Consider the following 19,036-nt stretch of genomic DNA (forward strand, 5'->3'; position numbering starts at 1 on the left):
GGTACACTTGAGGCCCCGCCCCTCAAGGTGTGCGCTGCGCCTGTGCTGAGTTCATGTCAGCCTGCCTCGCCCCTGGCGGCAATCATGCCAACAAGGAACAAGGCCCGTGAGCAGCCCCACCACCCCGCCCCGCCACCGCGTCACCATGCTCGACGTCGCCCGCCGCGCCGGGGTGTCGAAAGCCAGCGTGTCGCGCTTCATCGGCGACGACAAAGCCCTGCTCTCGGACGCCATCGCCCTGCGCATCGAAAAAGCCATCGGTGAGCTGGGCTACCGCCCCAACCAGATGGCCCGCGGCCTCAAGCGCGGGCGCACGCGGCTGATCGGCATGCTGATGGCCGACATCCGCAACCCCTATTCGATTGCCGTGATGCACGGCGTGGAAACCGCCTGCCGCCGCCATGGCTACAGCCTGGTGGTGTGCAACACCGACCGCGATGGCGAACAGGAACTGCAGCAGCTGCAGGCGCTGCGCAGCTACAACATCGAGGGGCTGATCGTGAACACCCTGGGCAAGCACATGGACGAGCTGCGCGAGCTGCAGAGCGAGCTGCCCATGGTGCTGGTGGACCGCAAGCTGGAAGCCTTCCACAGCGACATGACCGGCCTGGACAACGCCGGCGCCATGCGCATGGGCCTGGTGCACCTGAAGGCCCGTGGGTACCGCGACCTGGCGCTGGTCAGCGAGCCCCAGGACGGCACCAGCTCGCGCAACGAGCGCATCAGCGCGTTCGATGCGCTGGTGGCGCAGGACAAGCAACTGCGTGGCTGCAGGCTGCAGACCGGCGAAGCACTTGAAGCCCGCCTGCGCGACTTTCTTGCCAGCAACGACCACGGCCCCAAGGCGCTGTTCTGTGCCAACGGCCTGGCCGCACTGGCCGCCGCCCAGGCGTTGCGCACGCTGGGCTGCGACCTGTTCGACGACGTCGGCCTGATTGCCCTGGACGACCTGGACTGGTACCCGCTGGTGGGCAGCGGCATCACGGCCCTGGCGCAGCCTACCCATGCCATTGGCGTGCGTGCGTTCGAGTGCCTGCTGGAGCGGCTGCGCGGCGATGCGGGGCCGGCGCAGCGCTTTGATTTCGCCGCCGAGCTGGTGGTGCGCGGTTCGACGCCCCCAAAGCAACCCTGAAACCCCTGTAGCAGCGGCCGCAGGCCGCGTCCCGGGCACCGCGCCCGCCCCTGACGCAGCCTGGCGGCAGCTGCTACGAGCGCGCGCAGGGGCTTGACGTGCGCGCGTGGAAGGTGTTTTCTAATTACTACTGAAACCGATTTCAGTAACGCTAAAACAACAACAATATCGAAGAAGGAAACCAGGCCATGTGCCGTCTCTTTATTTTCAATATCGCGCCAATCCCCACCAAAAACTGAACCACCGGCCCCACGCCGGGGTCTTCCGCATACCTTTTTATTGATCGAAATGTAACCGGTTTCAGAGGCCCAATAACAATGAATCTCTACCCCGTGTCCATCAGCCTGTCCAGCTACGGCGCCACCCTGGTTCGCGAACAGGGCCAGGTGCCCTTCGCCGCCCTGCTCAAGCAGGCCGGCGCCAACGTCATCGAATGGCGTGAAGAACTGTTCACCACCCTCGAAGCCGACCAGTTGCGCCAGGCCGCCGAGGCCCAGGGCCTGGAAAGCGTGTATTCGTGCCCCATGGAGCTGTGGCAGGCAGGCCGCACCGAGCCGGACCCGGCGCTGGTCACCGCCCTGGCCAACGCCGCGGCCTGCGGCTCGAAGTGGCTGAAGGTGTCCCTGGGCTTCTTCGCCCCGCACAACGACTTCACTGCCCTCAAGCAACTGCTGGCCGACCAGCCGGTGCGCCTGCTGGTGGAGAACGACCAGACCACCCAGGGCGGGCGCATCGACCCGCTGGCGCGTTTCTTCACCCGCGCCCGCGAGCAGAAAGTGCCGGTGGGCATGACCTTCGACATCGGCAACTGGCAGTGGCAGGACCAATCGGTGTTCAGCGCCGCCGTCCAACTGGCGCAGTACGTGGAGTACGTGCACTGCAAGGCCGTGGAACGCACCAGCGCCGGCAAGCTGGTGGCCATACCGCCGCACCCGCGTGACCTGGAGCTGTGGGAACAATTGTTGCGGCGCATGACGCCCGGAGTGATGCGCGCTGCGGAATTTCCGCTGCAAGGCGAGGATCTACTGCAGGTAACCCGTGGCCACGTGGCCACCCTCGCCCACTTGGGCCAACCGCAGGCAGGGAGCGTCGCCCATGGCTGATATCCTGTGTTTTGGTGAAACCATGGCCATGCTGGTGGCCGAACAGACCGGCGACCTGGCCGCCGTCTCGCACTTCCACAAGCGCATTGCCGGGGCCGACAGCAACGTCGCCATCGGCCTGTCGCGCCTGGGTTTCAAGGTCAGCTGGCTGAGCCGCGTGGGCAATGACTCCCTGGGCCGCTTCGTGGTCGACACCCTGCAGCGCGAAGGCCTGGACTGCCGCCACGTGGCCGTGGACAATGCGCACCCCACCGGTTTCCAGTTCAAGTCCCGCCAGGACGACGGCCAGGACCCGGTGGTGGAATACTTCCGCCGCGGCTCCGCCGCCAGCCACCTCAGCGTCGCCGACCTCAACGATGACCTGCTCGGCGCCCGCCACCTGCACGCCACCGGTATTCCGCCGGCGCTGTCGGCCAGCGCCCAGGAGCTGTCCAGCCACCTGATGCAGACCATGCGCAGTGCTGGCCGCAGCGTGTCCTTCGACCCCAACCTGCGGCCGTCGTTGTGGCCCAGCCAGACGCGCATGATCAGCGAGGTCAACGCCCTGGCCAGCCACGCCGATTGGGTGCTGCCGGGCCTGGCCGAAGGGCGCCTGCTGACCGGCTACGAAACCCCGGGTGACATCGCCGCGTTCTACCTCGACCACGGCGCGGAAGCGGTGGCCATAAAGCTGGGCGCGGAAGGCGCCTACTACCGCACGGCCCTGGGCGAAGGCTTCGTGGCCGCGCACAAGGTGGCCAAGGTGGTGGACACCGTGGGCGCCGGCGACGGCTTCGCGGTGGGCGTGATCAGCGCGCTGCTGGAAGGCCTGCCCCTCGAGCAGGCCACCGACCGCGGCAACTGGATCGGCAGCCGCGCCGTGCAAAGCCAGGGCGACATGGAGGGCCTGCCCAGCCGCGACCAATTGCTGGAAGCCGCGGCCCTGCGCCGCGCCTGACCCACACGAACAACCCTGTTGCGACAACAACAAAATGCTCAGGAGCTTGCCATGCAACCGCTGAAACTGGCGCCGCGCCGTTGGTGGGTGATCATGCCCATCGTGTTCATCACCTACAGCCTGGCCTACCTGGACCGGGCCAACTATGGCTTTGCCGCTGCCTCCGGCATGGCCAAGGACCTGGCCATGACGCCGGGGCTGTCGTCCCTGCTGGGCGCGCTGTTCTTCCTCGGCTATTTCTTCTTCCAGGTGCCTGGGGCCATCTACGCAGAAAAGCGCAGCGTGAAGAAGTTGATCTTCGCCAGCCTGATCGCCTGGGGCGCCCTGGCCAGCCTCACCGGCATGGTGGAAAACGCCTATTGGCTGATTGCAATCCGCTTCATGCTCGGCGTGGTCGAGGCCGTGGTGATGCCGGCCATGCTGGTGTACCTGTGTTACTGGTTCACCCGCGCCGAACGCTCGCGCGCCAACACCTTCCTGATCCTCGGCAACCCGGTGACCATGCTGTGGATGTCGGTGGTGTCCGGCTACCTGGTGCAGCACTACAGTTGGCGCTGGATGTTCATCGTCGAAGGCCTGCCGGCCATCGCCTGGGCGTTCATCTGGTGGCGCCTGGCCGATGAAAAACCGGCCGACGCCACCTGGCTCAGCGGCCAGCAGAAGCAGGACCTGCAGCAGACCCTGGCCGCCGAGCAGCAAGGCATCAAGCCGGTGAAGAACTACGCCGAGGCGTTCCGCTCGCCCAAGGTCATCATCCTGTCGGTGCAGTTCTTCTGCTGGAGCATCGGCGTCTACGGCTTCGTGCTGTGGCTGCCGTCCATCCTCAAGCAGGGTCAGGAAATGGACATGGTCGAGGCCGGCTGGCTGTCGGCGCTGCCGTACCTGGCTGCGGTCATTGCCATGCTGGCGGTGAGCTGGGGCTCGGACCGCATCCAGCGGCGCAAGCGCTTCGTGTGGCCGCCGCTGCTGCTGGCAGCCTTGGCCTTCTATGGCTCCTACGCCCTGGGCAGCGAACACTTCTGGTGGTCCTACGGCCTGCTGGTGCTGGCCGGCGCTTGCATGTACGCCCCCTACGGGCCGTTCTTCGCCATCGTCCCCGAGGTGCTGCCCGCCAACGTTGCCGGCGGTGCCATGGCGCTGATCAACAGCATGGGCGCCCTGGGCTCGTTCGCCGGCTCCTACCTTGTGGGCTACCTCAACAGCGAAACCGGCAACCCCGGCGCCTCGTACCTGCTGATGAGCGGCGCGCTGGTGCTGTCGGCGCTGCTGACGATATTGCTGGCCCCCGGCGGCTGCGACAAGGTCGCGGCGCGCGCCCGCCCCCTTACTGCCCACCATTCCTGACGTCGAGAGTTCCTGATGAAAAAGCACGTGGTGCTGTACAAGAAACTGTCTCCCGCCCTGCTCGCCCGCCTCGGCGACCAGGTGGACGTGACCTACATCGAAGACCCGGCCAGCGACGGCCTGGTGCGCCTGCGCGAAGCCCTGCCCCAGGCCCACGGCCTGCTGGGCGCCAGCCTGAAACTGGACGCCGCCCTGCTCGACCTGGCACCCAACCTCGAGGCGGTCTCCAGCGTGTCGGTAGGCGTCGACAACTACGACATCGCCGACCTCAGCCGCCGCGGCGTGAAACTCACCAACACCCCCGACGTGCTCACCGAGACCACCGCCGACACCGGTTTTGCGCTGATACTGGCCACCGCCCGGCGCGTGGTGGAACTGGCCAACGTGGTGCGCAACGGCCAATGGACCGCCAGCGTCGGCCCCAGGCAGTTCGGCACCGACGTGCACGGCAAGACCCTGGGCATCGTCGGCATGGGCCGCATCGGCGAGGCGTTGGCCCAGCGCGGGCATTTCGGCTTCAACATGCCGGTGATCTACCACAGCCACTCGCCCAAGCCCGCCGTGGACCAGCGCTTCGGCGCCCGCCATTGCAGCCTCGACGAACTGCTGCGCGAGGCTGACTTCATCTGCCTGACCCTGCCGCTGACCGCCGAGACCACCGGCCTGATCGGCGCCCGCGAGTTCGAGCTGATGGGGCCCGACAGCATCTTCGTCAACATTTCGCGCGGCAGGGTGGTGGATGAGCAGGCCATGATCCAGGCCCTGCAAACCGGCCAGATCCGCGCCGCCGGCCTGGACGTGTTCGAGCGCGAGCCGGTGGACCCGAACTCGCCGCTGCTGCAACTGGACAACGTGGTGGCTACCCCGCATATCGGTTCGGCTACCCATGAGACCCGGGAGGCGATGGCGCGGTGTGCGGTGGATAATCTGCTGGCGGCACTGCGTGGGGAGCGGCCGCAGAATTGGGTTAATTCGTAAGGGACGCGGCCTGCGGCCGCTGCTACGGGGGATGTAGCAGCGGCCGCAGGCCGCGTCATCGGCCACCGCCCCTTCTCCAGATTTAATGGATAGCCGCGCTGTAGTGCTTTTCAAAATCGGTCAGGCGAATGGTGGGAGCCAGTTCGCCCAGCACGCCTATCTCGTCGTCGGCTTTACGCTGCCTGCTTCGGTCATCAATGATGAACAGAACCCTGACAGGTTCATCACTTCGATTGATCAGCAGGGCTTTACGCAGACGGGCATTCACCGCCGTCTGGACCGGAGACACGGCATCGACATAGATGGGGCCCCAGAGGAAGTCGAATTGAGTTTCGACCTTCCCTATCCGCAATGTAGCATTGCGGGTGAGCTCCCACTCTGGAGCTTTTGCCGTCAGCAACAGAGCCACTTCGTCAGTTAACGACAGGTCCAAATCGCCTTCGGAGTAGCGTTCCTCCTCCCAAGCGGCAATCGCACTCAGCAAACGAATTATTTTTTCGCCCCATTCGGGCAGGTCCTGCTCAGGAAAAAGGCCCTCAAACGCGCCGGAATCGGTTAGGGAAAACCCAAACTTAGCCCCCAGGTTTTCTAACGATTTCCAGTTGCGCCGATCATTCAGCGGGTACCCAATGGCTTTCAGCGCGAACAAAGTGATGCCATCATCGGTAAACTCGATGAAGTTGTTAGCACGCGGGATCAGATAGAAGTCCAGCGGTTTGCCCCCCGGCATGGTTATAGGCGAGCTGATGTACATCGCGCTGACCGCTCCCACGACTACGGGTCGGCAATGCCAGCCGGCCCGTGAGAAAAAATCGCCGCAGTGAATATTACGCATTGGTGCTTCCAAAGAGATCTCGCCCAAAGGGTGGAGTCAACGATCTGCTTCCATGATCCAGAATTCTAGCGTGCCGCCGAAAGCGATCAACCCAACGGTGGAGCGTAGCTCCCTCAAGGGAGCACAGGATGCTGCGCGTGACTTGTTGCAAGCGCTCATCACCGAGATGACAGTGGGGCCCGAACCATACAACCCCGTTTTCGCGGTGGGACCGCTCATGTTGTGGATAGACTTCCAACATGAAGACCCTACGCTTGTCTTTCCCTTGGCGATACATCAGGCCATATGTGATCCGTTCGCCCATTCGGCCTTGCTGATATTCACCCTTGAAGTAAAGATGGGGGATAGAAACACGATTTTCGTCCAACAACAGGCTCGTTGCCTCAAGCCATCCGCTATGGGAAGGTTTTTCGGCCCAGTCCACCGTATCTGATAAGTATTTGATGTGACGGCACCACACGCGGCATTCGTCGAGCCAGGTATCCTGATGCATCAATTGCTCCCTGCTTGTCGTGACCTGAAACGCCAGGCCGGCCAAGAATAACGAGATATTCCTCAGCGCGCTGATAACAAAGAACGCAAAATATTACCGCTGGAAGCATTGCCTTGCCTGATAACCTCGCCGGCCAAGCCAGTTGCAGACAGCGCTCATATCAAGCGGCTAAACACACTCGGTTACGCCCCTCTTGCTTGGCCTGATACAGCAACCGGTCACACAATGCGAACAGATCCTGGGGCTGCACCGCCTCGGGATTCTCGCTCAACGCCGCGCCGATGCTCACCGTCAGCACCCCATGGCCGTCAGGCCGATGCTGGTGCAGTATCTTCAAGCCCCGCACCTCATTGGCCAGCCGCTCGGCGGCCAGCAGCAACTGCGGCTGCCCTTCCAGCGGCAGCAGAATCGCGAACTCTTCGCCGCCATAACGGAACAGCTGCCCCTGCCCCACGCTCGCCGCCATCACCCGCGCCACTTCCGCCAGGCAGCGGTCGCCGGCCTGGTGGCCGTAGTGGTCGTTGAAGGGCTTGAAGTAGTCGATGTCCACCAGCAGCAACCCGAACCGTTGCCCCACCTGTTCCATCAGCGCCCAGCGCTCGCTCAAGTGCTGGTCGAAGGCACGGCGGTTGCCCACCCGGGTCAGCGCGTCGGTGATGGCCAGGGCCTGCAGGCGCTGGTTGAGGTCGTAGAGCTGCGCCTGCTGCCAGCGCTCTTCCTGGTCGGCCAGGAAGGCCCGGCGCACGCTGGTGATGTTGGTCCAGGCAATGAACAGGCTGAACAGCAGCACCGGCAGGTACACCACCACGAACACCAGCAGCGCCTTGGGGTCGCCGGGGTGCAGCAACGCCACATTGCCCACCACCACCGCGCTGATCGCCAGGGAAATCCACAGCGTGCCCTTGAACGACACGCGCACGCCCAGGTTGCACAGCAGCACGAAGATCACCGAGGCGTACAGGAACGTCGGCACGTCGGGGGAATGGCTGCGTTTGAGCAGCTCGAACCAGGCCACCGCGCAGATCAGGTCGTGCACCGGCATCAGCAGGTCCAGCAGCAACAGGTTCCGGCTGAAACGGAACACCAGAAAGATGTTCACCAGCCCCACCGCCACCAGCGTGGTGCGGGTGACCACCGAGGCCCAGGCCATGTCCGGGATCAGGATGGCGTCGGCGAACACGTAGGAATAATAGGCGCCAGCGGCGATCAGGTTGATGGCTAGCAGAAAGCTGCGGTAATGCTCCAGCACGTAGGCTTCGAACGCCGGGCGCAGGTGCGCCGGAATGGGCTGGACGGAATCACGGAAACGCCGGCGCGCGGGCTGTTCGGGCATGGTCATGGCGTGCGCCTGTGGCTACCAAGGGGGGCTGGCGCAGTGTAAGAGCGCCAGTACCCAGGCGTCCAGTTGCACCGGCGCGGGGCACGCCGAAACATTATGTAACCGTGAACTGTTTGGTTTTAGCGCAGGCCACGGGTTCCAATGGGATTTTTTCCAAGGGAGACTCACATGCCGACCAGCCAACTTGTCCTGCTACTGCTTATCGGCGTTGCCGTGATGGCCTGGGGTGCGCGCCTGGACCTGAAGAACCATCGCAAGGAAAAGGCCGAGCGCCAGGCCCGCGAACAGCGCGAGGCGTGAGCCATTGGGCGGGGTTCATTGCCCCGCCAACCGCCCCAACAACCCCGCCAACTCCTGCCACGGGCCCTGCTCGCGGCGCGCCCCACACCCGGGCCGGTGGCTGAACGCCTCGCACGGGTGGTTCGCCGACTGCGACGCTTGGCACTGGCTGCAGGTAATGCGCCCGTCCTGTACCGTCCAGCGGAAGGTCCAGCCGGCCAGCCGGTCACTGGGGCTCATGCTGTCGCGCAGCGCCTGCGCGATCTCGTCCATTACCCCCATGTCGCCCATGCCCGCCTCCCGCGCGTTGTGTACTGGTTGGGTAGTATCTTGGCAGGCATTGCCGACAGTGGTACGACGACAAGGGGCGCAGGACGGTCATTCGGGTGCCCTATCCGGCCATCCGAGTGTTAGTTGAACTGCGCGCGGTACTCCGCCGGGCTGCGCCCCAACCGCTCGTTGAACAGCAGGCGCATGTGCCGCACGCTGCCAAAACCGCTCTTGAACGCCACAGTCTTGAGGGGCAACTCGGTGCTTTCCAGCAGGTTGCGCGCACGGTCGATGCGCGCGTTCTGGATAAACGCCATGGGCGTCATGCCCACGTCGCGGATGAACACCCGGCTCAGGTGGCGCGGGCTCAGCGCGGCCGCCTCGGCCAGGCGTTCGAGGGTCAGCGGCTGCTCCAGGTGGTCGAGGATATAGTGCTGCACGCGCGTCACCGGCGAGTCCTGGGCGGCCACCTCGGCCACCAGCGGGCTGAACTGCGCCTGGTCGCCCTGGCGGCGCATCAGCACCAGCAGCACCTTGGCCACGTCCAGCGCCACCTTGCGCCCGTGGTCATGGGCCACCACCGACAGCGCCAGGTCGATGCCCGCGGTCACACCGCCGGAGGAGATCAGCTTGCGGTCGTGGATGTAGATGTCCTCGGTGCCCACCTGCGCCTTGGGGAAGGCCTTGATCAGCCGCTCGGTGTAGTGCCAATGGGTGGTGACGCGGTGGTCGTCGAGCAGGCCGGCGTGGCCGAGAATGAACGCGCCGGTGCAGATCGAGCCGTAGCCCTGCACCGTCTGTGCGGCGGCGCGCAGCCAGGCCACCAGCTCGGGGTGCTGAGCGTTGTAGGCGCCGGGGCCGCCGGGCACCAGCAGCAGGTCGACGTCGGCGCAGGCCTGCTCGACCAGGTGATCGGCCTGCACGGTGATGCCGCTGGAGGCGCGCACGTTGCGCTGGGCCGTGGCGAAGGTGGAAATCCGGTAGTGCTGGCAAGGCGCCAGGTAGCGGTTGGCGATGGAGAACACTTCCACCGGGCCGGCCATGTCCAGCAGCAGGAAGTCGGGGTACAGCGCGATTGCAACGTGTTTCATGTCCAGGGGCCAATTGCCTGTGCTCAAGCAGGCGACAGTACCCTGTCCAGCAATAATCGCAAGCGCAACCCTGTAGCAGCGGCCGCAGGCCGCGTCCCAGGTGGTGGCTGGGACGCGGCCTAGGGGCCGCTGCTACGGGTTTTGTGTTACTTCTTGGCGGTCAGCGCCACGTAGCTGTTCATCAGGTTGCGGTAGTTGGGCAGGCGCTGGGACAGCAGGTTGCCCAGGCCTTCGATGTCGTTGCGCCAGTCGCGGTGCAGCTCGCAGGCCACGGCGAACCAGTTCATCAGCTGCGCACCGGCGGCGCTCATGCGTGCCCAGGCGGCCTGTTGCACGGTGTCGTTGAAGGTACCCGAGGCATCGGTCACCACGAACACGTCAAAGCCTTCGGCCAGCGCCGACAGGGTCGGGAACGCCACGCACACGTCAGTCACCACACCGGCGATGATCAGCTGCTTGCGGCCGGTGGCCTTGATGGCCTGGACGAAGTCGGCATTGTCCCAGGCGTTGATCTGGCCAGGGCGCGGGATGTAGGGCGCGTCCGGGAACATCTCTTTCAGCTCGGGCACCAGCGGGCCGTTGGGGCCGTTTTCGAAGCTGGTGGTGAGGATGGTCGGCAGGTTGAAGAACTTGGCGCAGTCGGCCAGGGCCAGCACGTTGTTCTTGAACTCATTGGGCGAGAAATCCTGCACCAGCGAGATCAGGCCGGTCTGGTGGTCGACCAGCAGTACTACCGCGTCATCTTTGTTCAGGCGGTTGTAAACAGGGGCGTTGCTCATGACGAACTCCTAACGTGTGGTTTGACGGATTCAGAACGAGAAGCAGGAACAGCCCAGCGCACCCCAGAAGCCCTGGAAGTCGCTGATTGGCGCGTTGGACTGGCGCGCCCGGTCGTGGCCATGGGCGTGCACCGCGCACGGGCCGCTGCAGTGGTGCACCTGTTGCGCCATGGGCGCTTGCGGGCGCCAGTGGCCCGGCACCTTGACCACCGGCGACCACTCGGGCACCACTGGCAGGCGCGGTGGCGCCAGGTCGCAGAATTCGGCGTCGGCGTGCACGACCTTGCCGCCGACCACGGTCAGCACCGACTCCAGCCATTTGATCGCCTCCTCTTCTACCGCGAAGAAGTCGGCCGACAGCGCCGCCAGGTCGGCCAGCTGGCCGATCTTGATCTGGCCCTTGTTGCCCTGTTCGGACGAGAACCAGGCGCTGCCGTGGGTGAACAGCTCCAGCGCGGTCTCACGTGGCAGGCCCTCAGGCTGCAAGGCCAGGCCGCCGACGGTGCGGCCGCTGACCATCCAGTACAGCGAAGTCCAAGGATTGTAGCTGGACACCCGTGTGGCATCGGTGCCGGCGCCCACCGGTACGCCCTCGGCCAGCATGCGCTTGATCGGTGGCGTGGCTTCGGCGGCCTGCTGGCCATAGCGGTCGACGAAATACTCGCCCTGGAACGCCATGCGGTCCTGAATGGCGATGCCGCCGTTGAGGGCGCGCACCCGCTCGATGTTCTTCGGCGAGATGGTCTCGGCGTGGTCGAAGAACCACGGCAGGCCGTTGAACGGGATGTCGCGGTTGACCTTCTCGAACACGTCGAGCATGCGCGAGATCGACTCGTCATAGGTGGCGTGCAGGCGGAACGGCCAGCGCTGTTCCACCAGGTGGCGCACCACCGGTTCCAGCTCTTCTTCCATGGTTTGCGGCAGGTCCGGGCGCGGCTCCAGGAAGTCCTCGAAGTCGGCGGCGGAGAACACCAGCATCTCGCCGGCGCCGTTGTGGCGCAGGAAATCGTCGCCCTGGTGCAGCTTGACGCTGGAGGTCCAGTTCTTGAAGTCGGTGAGCTCTTCCTTGGGCTTCTGGGTGAACAGATTGTAGGCAATGCGCACGGTCAGCTGGTCGTCCTTGGCCAGTTGCTCGATCACCTGGTAGTCATCGGGGTAGTTCTGGAAACCGCCGCCGGCGTCGATCACGCTGGTCAGGCCCAGGCGGTTCAGCTCGCGCATGAACTGACGGGTGGAGTTCACCTGGTATTCCAGCGGCAGCTTCGGCCCCTTGGCCAGGGTGGCGTAGAGGATCATGGCGTTGGGCCGGGCGATCAGCATGCCGGTAGGGTCGCCGTTGGCGTCGCGCTGGATCTCGCCACCGGGCGGGTTCGGCGTGTCGCGGGTGTAGCCCACCACGCGCAGGGCAGCGCGGTTGAGCAAGGCGCGGTCGTACAGGTGCAGCACGAACACCGGGGTGTCGGGCGCGGCCTGGTTCAGCTCCTGCAGGGTGGGCATGCGCTTTTCGGCGAACTGGAATTCGTTCCAGCCGCCCACCACGCGCACCCATTGCGGCGTGGGTGTGCGGTCGGCCTGCTCCTTGAGCATGCGCAGGGCGTCGGCCACCGACGGCACGCCTTCCCAGCGCAGTTCCAGGTTGTAGTTCAGGCCGCCACGAATCAGGTGCAGGTGCGAGTCGTTGAGGCCCGGAATGACGGTGCGGCCTTTAAGGTCGATGACCTGGGTGCCCGCGCCGCGGAAGGCCATGGCCTGGGCGTCGCTGCCCACGGCCACGAAGCGCCCGTCCTTGATGGCCACGGCGCTGGCCGTGGGGTTCTGGCGGTCGACGGTGTGGAACTTGCCATTGAGAAGAATCAGCTCGGCGTTCATTGCAGCTCCTGGAAAGGAAGAAAAATCAGGCGTAGCGCAGCGGCGCGGGCAGGCGCAGGCCCACGGCCAGCCGGCCGGGGCCGCCAATCAGAATCGTGGTAAACAGAATCAGCAGCAGCCAGGCGAACTGGCCTTGCTCAAGGGTCCATTCGGGGTGCACGAACAACAGCGCCACCAGCAGCACCGCCAGCACCGGCAGGCACGCCAGGCGGGTCAGCACGCCGGCGATGATCAGCAGCGGGCACAGCACCTCGGCGAAAATGGCCAGGCACAGGGTGGGCACGGCGCCCAGCTGGAACGGGTCTTCGATCAGCTGCAGTTGCGCATGGAAGTCGAGCAGCTTGGGCAGGCCATGCACCTTGAGCAAAAACACCGCGGCGCACACGCGCAGCCACAGCAGTGCAAGGTCGGCGGGGTCATGGCGGCGCTGGCTCATCGAGGGTCCTTGGCGGGTGATCAGGAGCGCCTATAGTGAGCGCCCTGCCGCCGGACCGATTGCACGGACGTGCTGTGTTTTGAACGGGTGTGCCCTTCGCGTAGCCGCTGCCGCCAGGCTGCGCTGGCCCCGTGCCCCACTGGAGATTTCCTGGGTTCATACCTGCCAGCGCAGCCTTCGGCAGCGGCTACGGTACGGGGTGCTTCATGGCAACGGCGCCGCCATTACTCGGCTGATATGGGCGCGCAACCAGCGCTCGGCCGGGTCGTTGTCGTGCACCCCGCTCCACACCATCGACAGCTCCGCCGGCACGATCGGGAACGGCGGTTCGTCGGCGCGCAGCACGCCGTCTTCCACCAGCGCGCAGGCGGCGTAGTCGGGCACCGTGGCAATCAGGTCGCTGCCTTTGAGCAGCGCCCGCAGGCCATGGAACTGCGGCACCCCCAGCACCACCCGGCGGCTGCGGCCGACTTTGGCCAGGTCCATGTCGATGTTGCCGCTCAAGTCGCCCGAGAACGACACCATGGCGTGGGGCCGCTGGCAGTAATCATCCAGGGTCAAGGGCCCCGGCGCGCTGTCGCCACGCAGCACCTTGCAGCCGATATCGCGCAGCTTGCGGCGCTTGGCGTTGGCCGGCAGGTCGGTGGTGTAGCTCACCCCCACCGAGATTTCGCCGCTGGCGAGCATGGCCGGCAGCAACAGGTAATTGGCCCGGCGCACGACAATAATGATCCCCGGCGCTTCTTCGCGCAGCTGCGCCAGCAACGGCGGGAACAGGCCAAACTCGGCGTCGTCCGACAGGCCGATGCGGAAGGTGGCGCAGCTGGTGCTGGGGTCGAAATCCTTGGCGCGGCTGACCGCGCCGGAAATGGTGTCCAGCGCCGGCCGCAACTCTTCCAGAATCGCCAGCGCGCGCAGCGTCGGCTCCATGCTGCGGCCGTTGCGAATCAGCAGCGGGTCATCGAACAGGTCCCGCAGCCGGCCCAGCGCGGCGCTCACCGCCGGCTGGCCAATGAAGTGCTTTTCAGCGACGCGCGTCAGGTTGCGTTCGAACATCAAGGCTTCGAACAGCACCAGCAGGTTCATGTCGACGTGGCGCAGGTCGTTGCGGTTCATGGGCGGCGGGCTCCTGACGGGCTGGGGGTTGGCGACCCGATAGTGAAGCATAACGGTGGGCCGGCGTTTTGAATGATTGTGCTATTCGCGTGCAGAGCAGGTCATACGACCATGCACTGCAAAATCCGGAGAATACGCGATGCAAACATTCAAGGCAGGCGACGCCGTACGCTGGAACGCCGAAGCCGGTGAAATTCACGGCAAGGTGGTCAAGGTGCACGTTCGCGACGTGGAGTTCATGGGCAAACACCGCCCCGCCTCCAAGGACGAACCGCAATACGAAGTGAAAAGCGACAAGACCGGCCACCTAGCCATGCACCACGCCCAAGCCCTACACCCCCTGTAGCAGCGGCCGAAGGCCGCGTCCCGGCCCCACATCGTACGCGTCGGCTTCGGACGCAGCCTGCGGCAGCTGCTACGGGTCAGGGTTGTTTTGGCAAGCCGGTTATCGAGGCCTCAACCAGCGCCCGGGCGATTTCCGCCAGGTGCTCGATGTTGCGTGCCAAGGGGCGTAGGTGCTGTGGGCAGTTCTCGACCATTTCGGCGGCGCCTGCGCTGGCGCTGCGGAGGTAGCCGGAGGCGTGAATCAGCACCTCTTCCAGGGGCATGCCTTCGCGCACGGCAAGGATGGGCATTTCGCCTTCGCTGGGGGCGAAGGGGTGGAAGGCGGTGGTGAGGTCGGGTGGGTCGGGGGTAACTGGGGTCATGGTACAGCTCCTAAGGTAATGGAACTGCCAGGCTCGCGACTAAACGAGGGGGTGGCAGCTGTGACGACAGGTTAGTCGACCGGTTACCCTAGGAACCCGGCGCACCGAAGTGCCCTGCGCACAGCTGCCATAACGTTTTTCTACGGACAACACAGTCCCGTGAACGCTACGAAGCTCAAGCGCCTAGGTGTAAGGCGGGCGACTAAACCCGACCGCTGATAAGCAACGGCGCAGCGAGATTAGCCACTCAAACCCAGCACGGCAAGCGCCATTTTTCGAGCTGTAGGACGATTATCGCTGAAGTTGTAGGGCATTTCCTACAATTTTTTAGTAACCAAACACGGATTTCCGTAGCAGAAACTGTCTTTGTGGGAGCTGGCTTGCCAGCGAGTTTTTAGGGCCTCAACAGCTCGCTGGCAAGCCAGCTCCCACAACAACGTATCGGACGCGGCCTGGGGCCGCGGCTACAGGTTGCAGCGCCACAAAAGCACACCCATTCAATTATTCATCTATCCCACCCGCCACCCTGACGCCATCCGCTTACCCCTCTCTGGAGTTTGTCATGCGTCATACCCTGCTCATGCTCGCCATGGCCACGCCGCTGTCGGCGCTGGCCGCCACCGGCCCTGCGGTCGGGCCGCAGTACGACACCAGCCACGTGTACGTGGCGCCCGCCGACGTCGATGCCTTCGTGCAAAGCTTCACCGCCACCTTTGGCGGCAAGAGCACCCCGCAGGTAGTGGCTGACGTCACGCCCACGCCCAGCAGCACCACCTCGCAGCTGCTGCAGACGCCGTCCGGCACGGTGTCGTTGTTCGGTTTCAAGACCCCCATCCCGCACCCGTTCGGCGATGAGCGCAACGGCTACCTGGTCAAGGACATGGACCAGGCCGTCAAGCTGGCGCGCCAAGCCGGCGCCGACGTGATTGTCGCGCCGTTCCCCGACCCCATTGGCCGCGACGCCGTGGTGCAGTGGCCGGGCGGCGTGAACATGCAGCTCTACTGGCACAACACGGCGCCCAACTACACAGCGTTCCAGTACGTACCGGAAAACCGCGTGTACGTATCAGCAGACCGCGCCCCCGCCTTCATCAAGGCCTTCACCACCTTCTCCCATGGCAAGGTGGTGGCGGACGACAAGCACGCCCCGGGCGCCGAAATCGGCCGCGACAAGGGCACCTACGAGCGCGTGCGCATCACCTCGGACTTCGGCCGCATGACCGTGCTGGTCACCGACGGTCACCTGCCCTTCCCGTACGGCCACGAAACCACCGGCTACGAGGTCGCCGACCTCAACGCCACCCTGCAGAAGGCCACCGGCAGCGGCGCCAGCGTGCTGGTGCAACCGGCCAGCAGCGACGGCCGCCAGGCGGCCATGGTGCAGTTCCCGGGCGGCTACGTGGCTGAAATCCACCAAGCCCTGGCCAAGCAGTGAGGCGGCCAATCGTCGGCCTGTCGCTGGCGCTGCTGCCGCTGCTGGCTGCCGCCGACGACACGCGCCCCGCCATCAAGGCCAACCGCTGGCAGGAGGACTGGTCGGCGCTGGCCTCGCCGGCCCTGCGCACCCAGCCGCTGGATGACCTCAAGTACATTGCCCTGGGGGACAGTGCCTGGCTGTCCCTGGGGGCCACCCTGCGCGAACGCCTGGAAATGAACGATGCCAACGGCTTCGGCACCAAGGGCGTGAAGCGCGACAACTACCTGCTGCAGCGCTTCCAGGTGCACGCCGACCTGCACTTCAACGAGCACTGGCGGCTGTTCACCCAGCTCGAAGACGTGCGCGCCTACGACAAGACCACCCTGGGCGGCGCCGACCAGAACCGCCTGGACCTGCGCCTGGCATTCCTGGAATACATCAACGCCTACGACAGCGGCACCCTGAAGACCCGCGTCGGCCGCCAGGATTTCGCCTTCGACCTGCAGCGTTTCGTCTCCTCGCGCGACGGCCCCAACGTGCGCCAGTCGTTCGACGCCCTGTGGGCCGACTGGGAAACCGCGCAGTGGCGCTTCATCGGCATCGCCAGCCACCCGGTGCAGTACCGCGACGACCAGGACTTCGACGACACCTCCAGCCAGGCCGTGCGCTTCGACATGCTGCGGGTGGAGCGGCTGGTCAACGGCAGCCAGGAACTGTCCGCCTACTACGCGCTGTACCAGCGCGACGAAGCCCAGTACCTGGACGCGTCGGGCCATGAAAACCGCTCGATCTTCGACGCCCGCTACGCCGGCACCGCCGCGCAGGTGGACTGGGACCTGGAGGGCATGTACCAGGGTGGCAGCGTGGGCGGCAAGGACATCCGCGCCTGGGCTGGCGGCAGCCGCGTGGGCTACACCTTCGCCAGCACCCCCTGGACGCCGCGCCTGGGCCTGCAACTGGACGTTGCCTCGGGTGACAGCCACCCCGGCGACGGCCGCGTGGGCACCTTCAACCCGCTGTTCCCCAATGGCTACTACTTCACCCTGGCGGGCTACACCGGCTACAGCAACCTGATCCACGTCAAGCCATCGTTGACGGTCAAGCCGCTACCGGGCCTGAGCGTGCAGACCGCCATCGGCCTGTTGTGGCGCCAGACCACCGAGGATGCGGTGTACACCCAGCCCAATATTGCCGTAGCCAACACCGCCGGCACCGGCCAGCGCTGGACTGGCGCCTATGCCCAGCTGCGCACCGACTACGCCTTCACCGCCAACCTGGCCGGTGCGGTGGAAGCGGTGCACTACGACGCCGGGCAGACCCTGCGCGACGCCGGTGGGCATAACAGCAACTACCTGGGCGTGGAACTCAAGTTCAGTTGGTAAGCGCCTGACGCGGCAGCGCCCGGCGCCACGCGAACGGCGTGGTGCCGGTCGCCCGGGTGAACACCCGGGTGAAATGCGACTGGTCGGCGAACCCGCAGTCCAGGCCCACCTGGGCGATGGACAGGGCCTTGTCGGCCAGCAACGCCTTGGCCCGCTCCAGCCGCGCCTGTTGCAGCCAGTCCCGGGGCGACTGCCCGGTGGTCTTCTTGAAGGCGCGGGAAAAATGGCTGCGCGACAGCGAGCAGGCGCTGGCAATGTCGGCGATCGACGGGCTTCCGCCCAGTTGCTCCAACATCAGCTGCTTGGCGCGCCGCGCCTGCCAGGGCGACAGCGCCAGGCGCTGCGATTCGGGGGCGCTGTCGCCGTAGTGCACCAGCAGGTGCGCACACAGGGCACTGGAGTGCTGGTGCAGGGCTTCGGGCTGCGGCGTATCGGCGTCGGCCAGGGTAGCGGCCAGGGTCAACAGCAGGTCGAGGGTCACCGGGTCCAGCGGGCCACCAGGGATATGAGTACGGGCGTTCATGGGCAAGAATTCCTTCTACGGTCCAGGCTGCCAGTCTCCCCGCGCGCACCCGGGACGTCCTTGCCGCGACCTTAAATGTTCTGAATTAAGAACGATTAAGGTTCGCCCAAGGATTTACCCCTGCATAACCGCTAGCGTTGGCCTTCCCTACCCTTACCGAGGCGTTCGCACATGGCTTACTTGACCACCACCGACGGCACGCAGCTCTACTACAAGGATTGGGGCACCGGGCAACCGATCGTGCTCAGCCACGGCTGGCCGCTGAACGCCGACATGTGGGACTACCAGATGAACTTCCTGGCGGCCAACGGCTTCCGCGTCATCGCCCATGACCGTCGTGGTTTCGGCCGCTCCAGCCAGCCGTGGACCGGCTACGACTACGACACCTTCGCCGATGACCTGGAACAGCTGCTGGACGAGCTGGACATCAGCAACGCCATCCTGGTGGGCTTCTCCATGGGCGGCGGCGAAGTGGCGCGCTACCTGGGCCGCCACGGCAGCCAGCGCATCGCCAAGGCGGTGCTGGTGAGCGCGGTGACGCCGCTGATGAGCCGCCGCGACGACCACCCCGAGGGCATGGACCCGGCCATTTTCGACGGTATCCGTGCTGGCCTGCTCAACGACCGCGCCGGCTTCCTCGATGCCTTCGGCCCGGTGTTCACCGGCAGTGACAAGCCCGCCAACAAGGTCGGCAAGCCAATGCTCGACTGGACCCAGTTCCTGGCCCTGCAGGCCGGTTTCAAGGGCACCTATGACTGCGTGGCAGCGTTCTCCGAGACCGACTTCCGCGCTGACCTGCGCAGCATCACCATCCCCACCCTGGTCATCCATGGCGACGGCGACGCGGTGGTGAGCTTCGAGGTGACCGGCAAGGCGGCGGCCGAGCTGGTGCGTGGCGCGCAATTGAAGGTCTACCCCGGCGCCCCGCATGCGGTGTATTTCACCCACAAGGACCAGCTGAACCAGGACCTGCTGGCGTTTGCCCGCGGGTAACGCAGCGCCTGCA

General features: G+C 65.4%; 21 protein-coding genes. 10 read left to right on the forward strand and 11 right to left on the reverse strand.

Going from position 1 to position 19,036, the window contains the following annotated elements:
• Window positions 1-106 precede the first annotated feature (106 nt).
• From RAM80_RS02670 to RAM80_RS02690, 5 genes are all read left to right on the forward strand, one after another.
• Window positions 107-1,132, forward strand: coding sequence for a LacI family DNA-binding transcriptional regulator (locus tag RAM80_RS02670; RefSeq protein ID WP_416424686.1), 1,026 nt, complete (start codon window positions 107-109; stop codon window positions 1,130-1,132).
• Between the two features lie 317 nt (window positions 1,133-1,449).
• Window positions 1,450-2,235, forward strand: coding sequence for a sugar phosphate isomerase/epimerase family protein (locus RAM80_RS02675; RefSeq protein WP_416424687.1), 786 nt, complete (start codon window positions 1,450-1,452; stop codon window positions 2,233-2,235).
• On the forward strand, window positions 2,228-3,172 hold the full coding sequence (locus RAM80_RS02680; RefSeq protein ID WP_416424688.1) for a sugar kinase: 945 nt from the start codon (window positions 2,228-2,230) through the stop codon (window positions 3,170-3,172). Before RAM80_RS02675 ends, RAM80_RS02680 begins: the two co-directional genes overlap by 8 nt.
• Window positions 3,173-3,223: 51 nt before the next feature.
• The gene (locus tag RAM80_RS02685) at window positions 3,224-4,516 is read left to right on the forward strand and encodes an MFS transporter (RefSeq protein WP_416424689.1); all 1,293 of its coding nucleotides are present in this window, start codon (window positions 3,224-3,226) and stop codon (window positions 4,514-4,516) included.
• Between the two features lie 15 nt (window positions 4,517-4,531).
• On the forward strand, window positions 4,532-5,494 hold the full coding sequence (locus tag RAM80_RS02690; RefSeq protein ID WP_416424690.1) for a 2-hydroxyacid dehydrogenase: 963 nt from the start codon (window positions 4,532-4,534) through the stop codon (window positions 5,492-5,494).
• 82 nt (window positions 5,495-5,576) lie between these two features.
• On the opposite strand, the gene RAM80_RS02695 is transcribed toward RAM80_RS02690, so the two are convergent.
• The 3 genes from RAM80_RS02695 to RAM80_RS02705 all read right to left on the reverse strand — a co-directional run bounded on the left by RAM80_RS02695 (window position 5,577) and on the right by RAM80_RS02705 (window position 8,161).
• Window positions 5,577-6,329, reverse strand: coding sequence for a DUF1828 domain-containing protein (locus RAM80_RS02695; protein WP_416424691.1), 753 nt, complete (start codon window positions 6,327-6,329; stop codon window positions 5,577-5,579).
• A complete protein-coding gene (locus RAM80_RS02700; RefSeq protein WP_416424692.1) occupies window positions 6,322-6,822 on the reverse strand; it encodes a hypothetical protein in 501 nt (166 codons plus the stop codon). The genes RAM80_RS02695 and RAM80_RS02700 overlap by 8 nt, the downstream gene beginning before the upstream one ends.
• A 160-nt stretch (window positions 6,823-6,982) precedes the next feature.
• Entirely contained in the window at window positions 6,983-8,161 is a 1,179-nt protein-coding gene (locus RAM80_RS02705) for a diguanylate cyclase (RefSeq protein WP_416424693.1), read from the reverse strand.
• Window positions 8,162-8,329: 168 nt separating this feature from the next.
• Here RAM80_RS02705 and RAM80_RS02710 point away from each other — a divergent pair, with 168 nt between their 5' ends.
• Complete coding sequence (locus tag RAM80_RS02710) at window positions 8,330-8,461, forward strand: hypothetical protein (RefSeq protein WP_416424694.1); 132 nt, start codon at window positions 8,330-8,332, stop codon at window positions 8,459-8,461.
• 15 nt (window positions 8,462-8,476) lie between these two features.
• Here RAM80_RS02710 and RAM80_RS02715 read toward each other — a convergent pair whose 3' ends face one another.
• The 6 genes from RAM80_RS02715 to RAM80_RS02740 all read right to left on the reverse strand — a co-directional run bounded on the left by RAM80_RS02715 (window position 8,477) and on the right by RAM80_RS02740 (window position 14,001).
• A complete protein-coding gene (locus tag RAM80_RS02715) occupies window positions 8,477-8,713 on the reverse strand; it encodes a hypothetical protein (protein WP_416424695.1) in 237 nt (78 codons plus the stop codon).
• Between the two features lie 137 nt (window positions 8,714-8,850).
• Entirely contained in the window at window positions 8,851-9,801 is a 951-nt protein-coding gene (locus tag RAM80_RS02720) for a GlxA family transcriptional regulator (RefSeq protein ID WP_416424696.1), read from the reverse strand.
• 146 nt (window positions 9,802-9,947) lie between these two features.
• A complete protein-coding gene (gene ycaC, locus RAM80_RS02725; protein ID WP_027980710.1) occupies window positions 9,948-10,580 on the reverse strand; it encodes an isochorismate family cysteine hydrolase YcaC in 633 nt (210 codons plus the stop codon).
• A gap of 30 nt (window positions 10,581-10,610) precedes the next feature.
• Entirely contained in the window at window positions 10,611-12,449 is a 1,839-nt protein-coding gene (locus tag RAM80_RS02730; protein ID WP_416424697.1) for an amidohydrolase, read from the reverse strand.
• 25 nt (window positions 12,450-12,474) lie between these two features.
• Window positions 12,475-12,885 carry a DoxX family protein gene (locus tag RAM80_RS02735; RefSeq protein WP_416424698.1) on the reverse strand — a complete coding sequence of 137 codons (411 nt, stop codon included), beginning with the start codon at window positions 12,883-12,885 and terminating at the stop codon, window positions 12,475-12,477.
• Between the two features lie 204 nt (window positions 12,886-13,089).
• Entirely contained in the window at window positions 13,090-14,001 is a 912-nt protein-coding gene (locus tag RAM80_RS02740; RefSeq protein ID WP_416424699.1) for a LysR substrate-binding domain-containing protein, read from the reverse strand.
• Between the two features lie 139 nt (window positions 14,002-14,140).
• Between RAM80_RS02740 and RAM80_RS02745 the strand changes: the two genes are divergently transcribed.
• Entirely contained in the window at window positions 14,141-14,347 is a 207-nt protein-coding gene (locus tag RAM80_RS02745; protein ID WP_416424700.1) for a DUF2945 domain-containing protein, read from the forward strand.
• 76 nt (window positions 14,348-14,423) lie between these two features.
• On the opposite strand, the gene RAM80_RS02750 is transcribed toward RAM80_RS02745, so the two are convergent.
• Window positions 14,424-14,708 (reverse strand): hypothetical protein, encoded by a 285-nt coding sequence (locus RAM80_RS02750; RefSeq protein ID WP_416424701.1) that lies wholly within the window; start codon window positions 14,706-14,708, stop codon window positions 14,424-14,426.
• Between the two features lie 562 nt (window positions 14,709-15,270).
• On the opposite strand from RAM80_RS02750, the gene RAM80_RS02755 reads away from it, so the two are divergent.
• Both RAM80_RS02755 and RAM80_RS02760 read left to right on the forward strand, forming a co-directional pair.
• Complete coding sequence (locus RAM80_RS02755; protein ID WP_416424702.1) at window positions 15,271-16,143, forward strand: glyoxalase; 873 nt, start codon at window positions 15,271-15,273, stop codon at window positions 16,141-16,143.
• Window positions 16,140-17,507: an alginate export family protein gene (locus tag RAM80_RS02760; protein WP_416424703.1), complete on the forward strand. Its 1,368-nt coding sequence runs from the start codon at window positions 16,140-16,142 to the stop codon at window positions 17,505-17,507. The genes RAM80_RS02755 and RAM80_RS02760 overlap by 4 nt, the downstream gene beginning before the upstream one ends.
• Here RAM80_RS02760 and RAM80_RS02765 read toward each other — a convergent pair.
• Window positions 17,497-18,030 (reverse strand): helix-turn-helix domain-containing protein, encoded by a 534-nt coding sequence (locus RAM80_RS02765; RefSeq protein WP_416424704.1) that lies wholly within the window; start codon window positions 18,028-18,030, stop codon window positions 17,497-17,499. The genes RAM80_RS02760 and RAM80_RS02765 overlap by 11 nt on opposite strands.
• Before the next feature lie 171 nt (window positions 18,031-18,201).
• On the opposite strand from RAM80_RS02765, the gene RAM80_RS02770 reads away from it, so the two are divergent.
• Window positions 18,202-19,023: an alpha/beta fold hydrolase gene (locus tag RAM80_RS02770; protein WP_416424705.1), complete on the forward strand. Its 822-nt coding sequence runs from the start codon at window positions 18,202-18,204 to the stop codon at window positions 19,021-19,023.
• The last annotated feature ends 13 nt before the right edge of the window (window positions 19,024-19,036 follow it).

Origin of the sequence: Pseudomonas sp. App30 (assembly GCF_047947025.1) — a bacterium.
Taxonomy (GTDB): domain Bacteria; phylum Pseudomonadota; class Gammaproteobacteria; order Pseudomonadales; family Pseudomonadaceae; genus Aquipseudomonas.

Bases quoted from the DNA above. Each gene is read 5' to 3' on its own strand.
- RAM80_RS02675 (WP_416424687.1), top strand. From the start codon at position 1,450: ATGAATCTCTACCCCGTGTCCATCAGCCTGTCCAGCTACGGCGCCACC.
- RAM80_RS02680 (WP_416424688.1), top strand. From the start codon at position 2,228: ATGGCTGATATCCTGTGTTTTGGTGAAACCATGGCCATGCTGGTGGCC.
- RAM80_RS02685 (WP_416424689.1), top strand. From the start codon at position 3,224: ATGCAACCGCTGAAACTGGCGCCGCGCCGTTGGTGGGTGATCATGCCC.
- RAM80_RS02690 (WP_416424690.1), top strand. From the start codon at position 4,532: ATGAAAAAGCACGTGGTGCTGTACAAGAAACTGTCTCCCGCCCTGCTC.
- RAM80_RS02695 (WP_416424691.1), bottom strand. From the start codon at position 6,329: ATGCGTAATATTCACTGCGGCGATTTTTTCTCACGGGCCGGCTGGCAT.
- RAM80_RS02700 (WP_416424692.1), bottom strand. From the start codon at position 6,822: ATGCATCAGGATACCTGGCTCGACGAATGCCGCGTGTGGTGCCGTCAC.
- RAM80_RS02705 (WP_416424693.1), bottom strand. From the start codon at position 8,161: ATGACCATGCCCGAACAGCCCGCGCGCCGGCGTTTCCGTGATTCCGTC.
- RAM80_RS02710 (WP_416424694.1), top strand. From the start codon at position 8,330: ATGCCGACCAGCCAACTTGTCCTGCTACTGCTTATCGGCGTTGCCGTG.
- RAM80_RS02715 (WP_416424695.1), bottom strand. From the start codon at position 8,713: ATGGACGAGATCGCGCAGGCGCTGCGCGACAGCATGAGCCCCAGTGAC.
- RAM80_RS02720 (WP_416424696.1), bottom strand. From the start codon at position 9,801: ATGAAACACGTTGCAATCGCGCTGTACCCCGACTTCCTGCTGCTGGAC.
- ycaC (WP_027980710.1), bottom strand. From the start codon at position 10,580: ATGAGCAACGCCCCTGTTTACAACCGCCTGAACAAAGATGACGCGGTA.
- RAM80_RS02730 (WP_416424697.1), bottom strand. From the start codon at position 12,449: ATGAACGCCGAGCTGATTCTTCTCAATGGCAAGTTCCACACCGTCGAC.
- RAM80_RS02735 (WP_416424698.1), bottom strand. From the start codon at position 12,885: ATGAGCCAGCGCCGCCATGACCCCGCCGACCTTGCACTGCTGTGGCTG.
- RAM80_RS02740 (WP_416424699.1), bottom strand. From the start codon at position 14,001: ATGAACCGCAACGACCTGCGCCACGTCGACATGAACCTGCTGGTGCTG.
- RAM80_RS02745 (WP_416424700.1), top strand. From the start codon at position 14,141: ATGCAAACATTCAAGGCAGGCGACGCCGTACGCTGGAACGCCGAAGCC.
- RAM80_RS02750 (WP_416424701.1), bottom strand. From the start codon at position 14,708: ATGACCCCAGTTACCCCCGACCCACCCGACCTCACCACCGCCTTCCAC.
- RAM80_RS02755 (WP_416424702.1), top strand. From the start codon at position 15,271: ATGCGTCATACCCTGCTCATGCTCGCCATGGCCACGCCGCTGTCGGCG.
- RAM80_RS02765 (WP_416424704.1), bottom strand. From the start codon at position 18,030: ATGAACGCCCGTACTCATATCCCTGGTGGCCCGCTGGACCCGGTGACC.
- RAM80_RS02770 (WP_416424705.1), top strand. From the start codon at position 18,202: ATGGCTTACTTGACCACCACCGACGGCACGCAGCTCTACTACAAGGAT.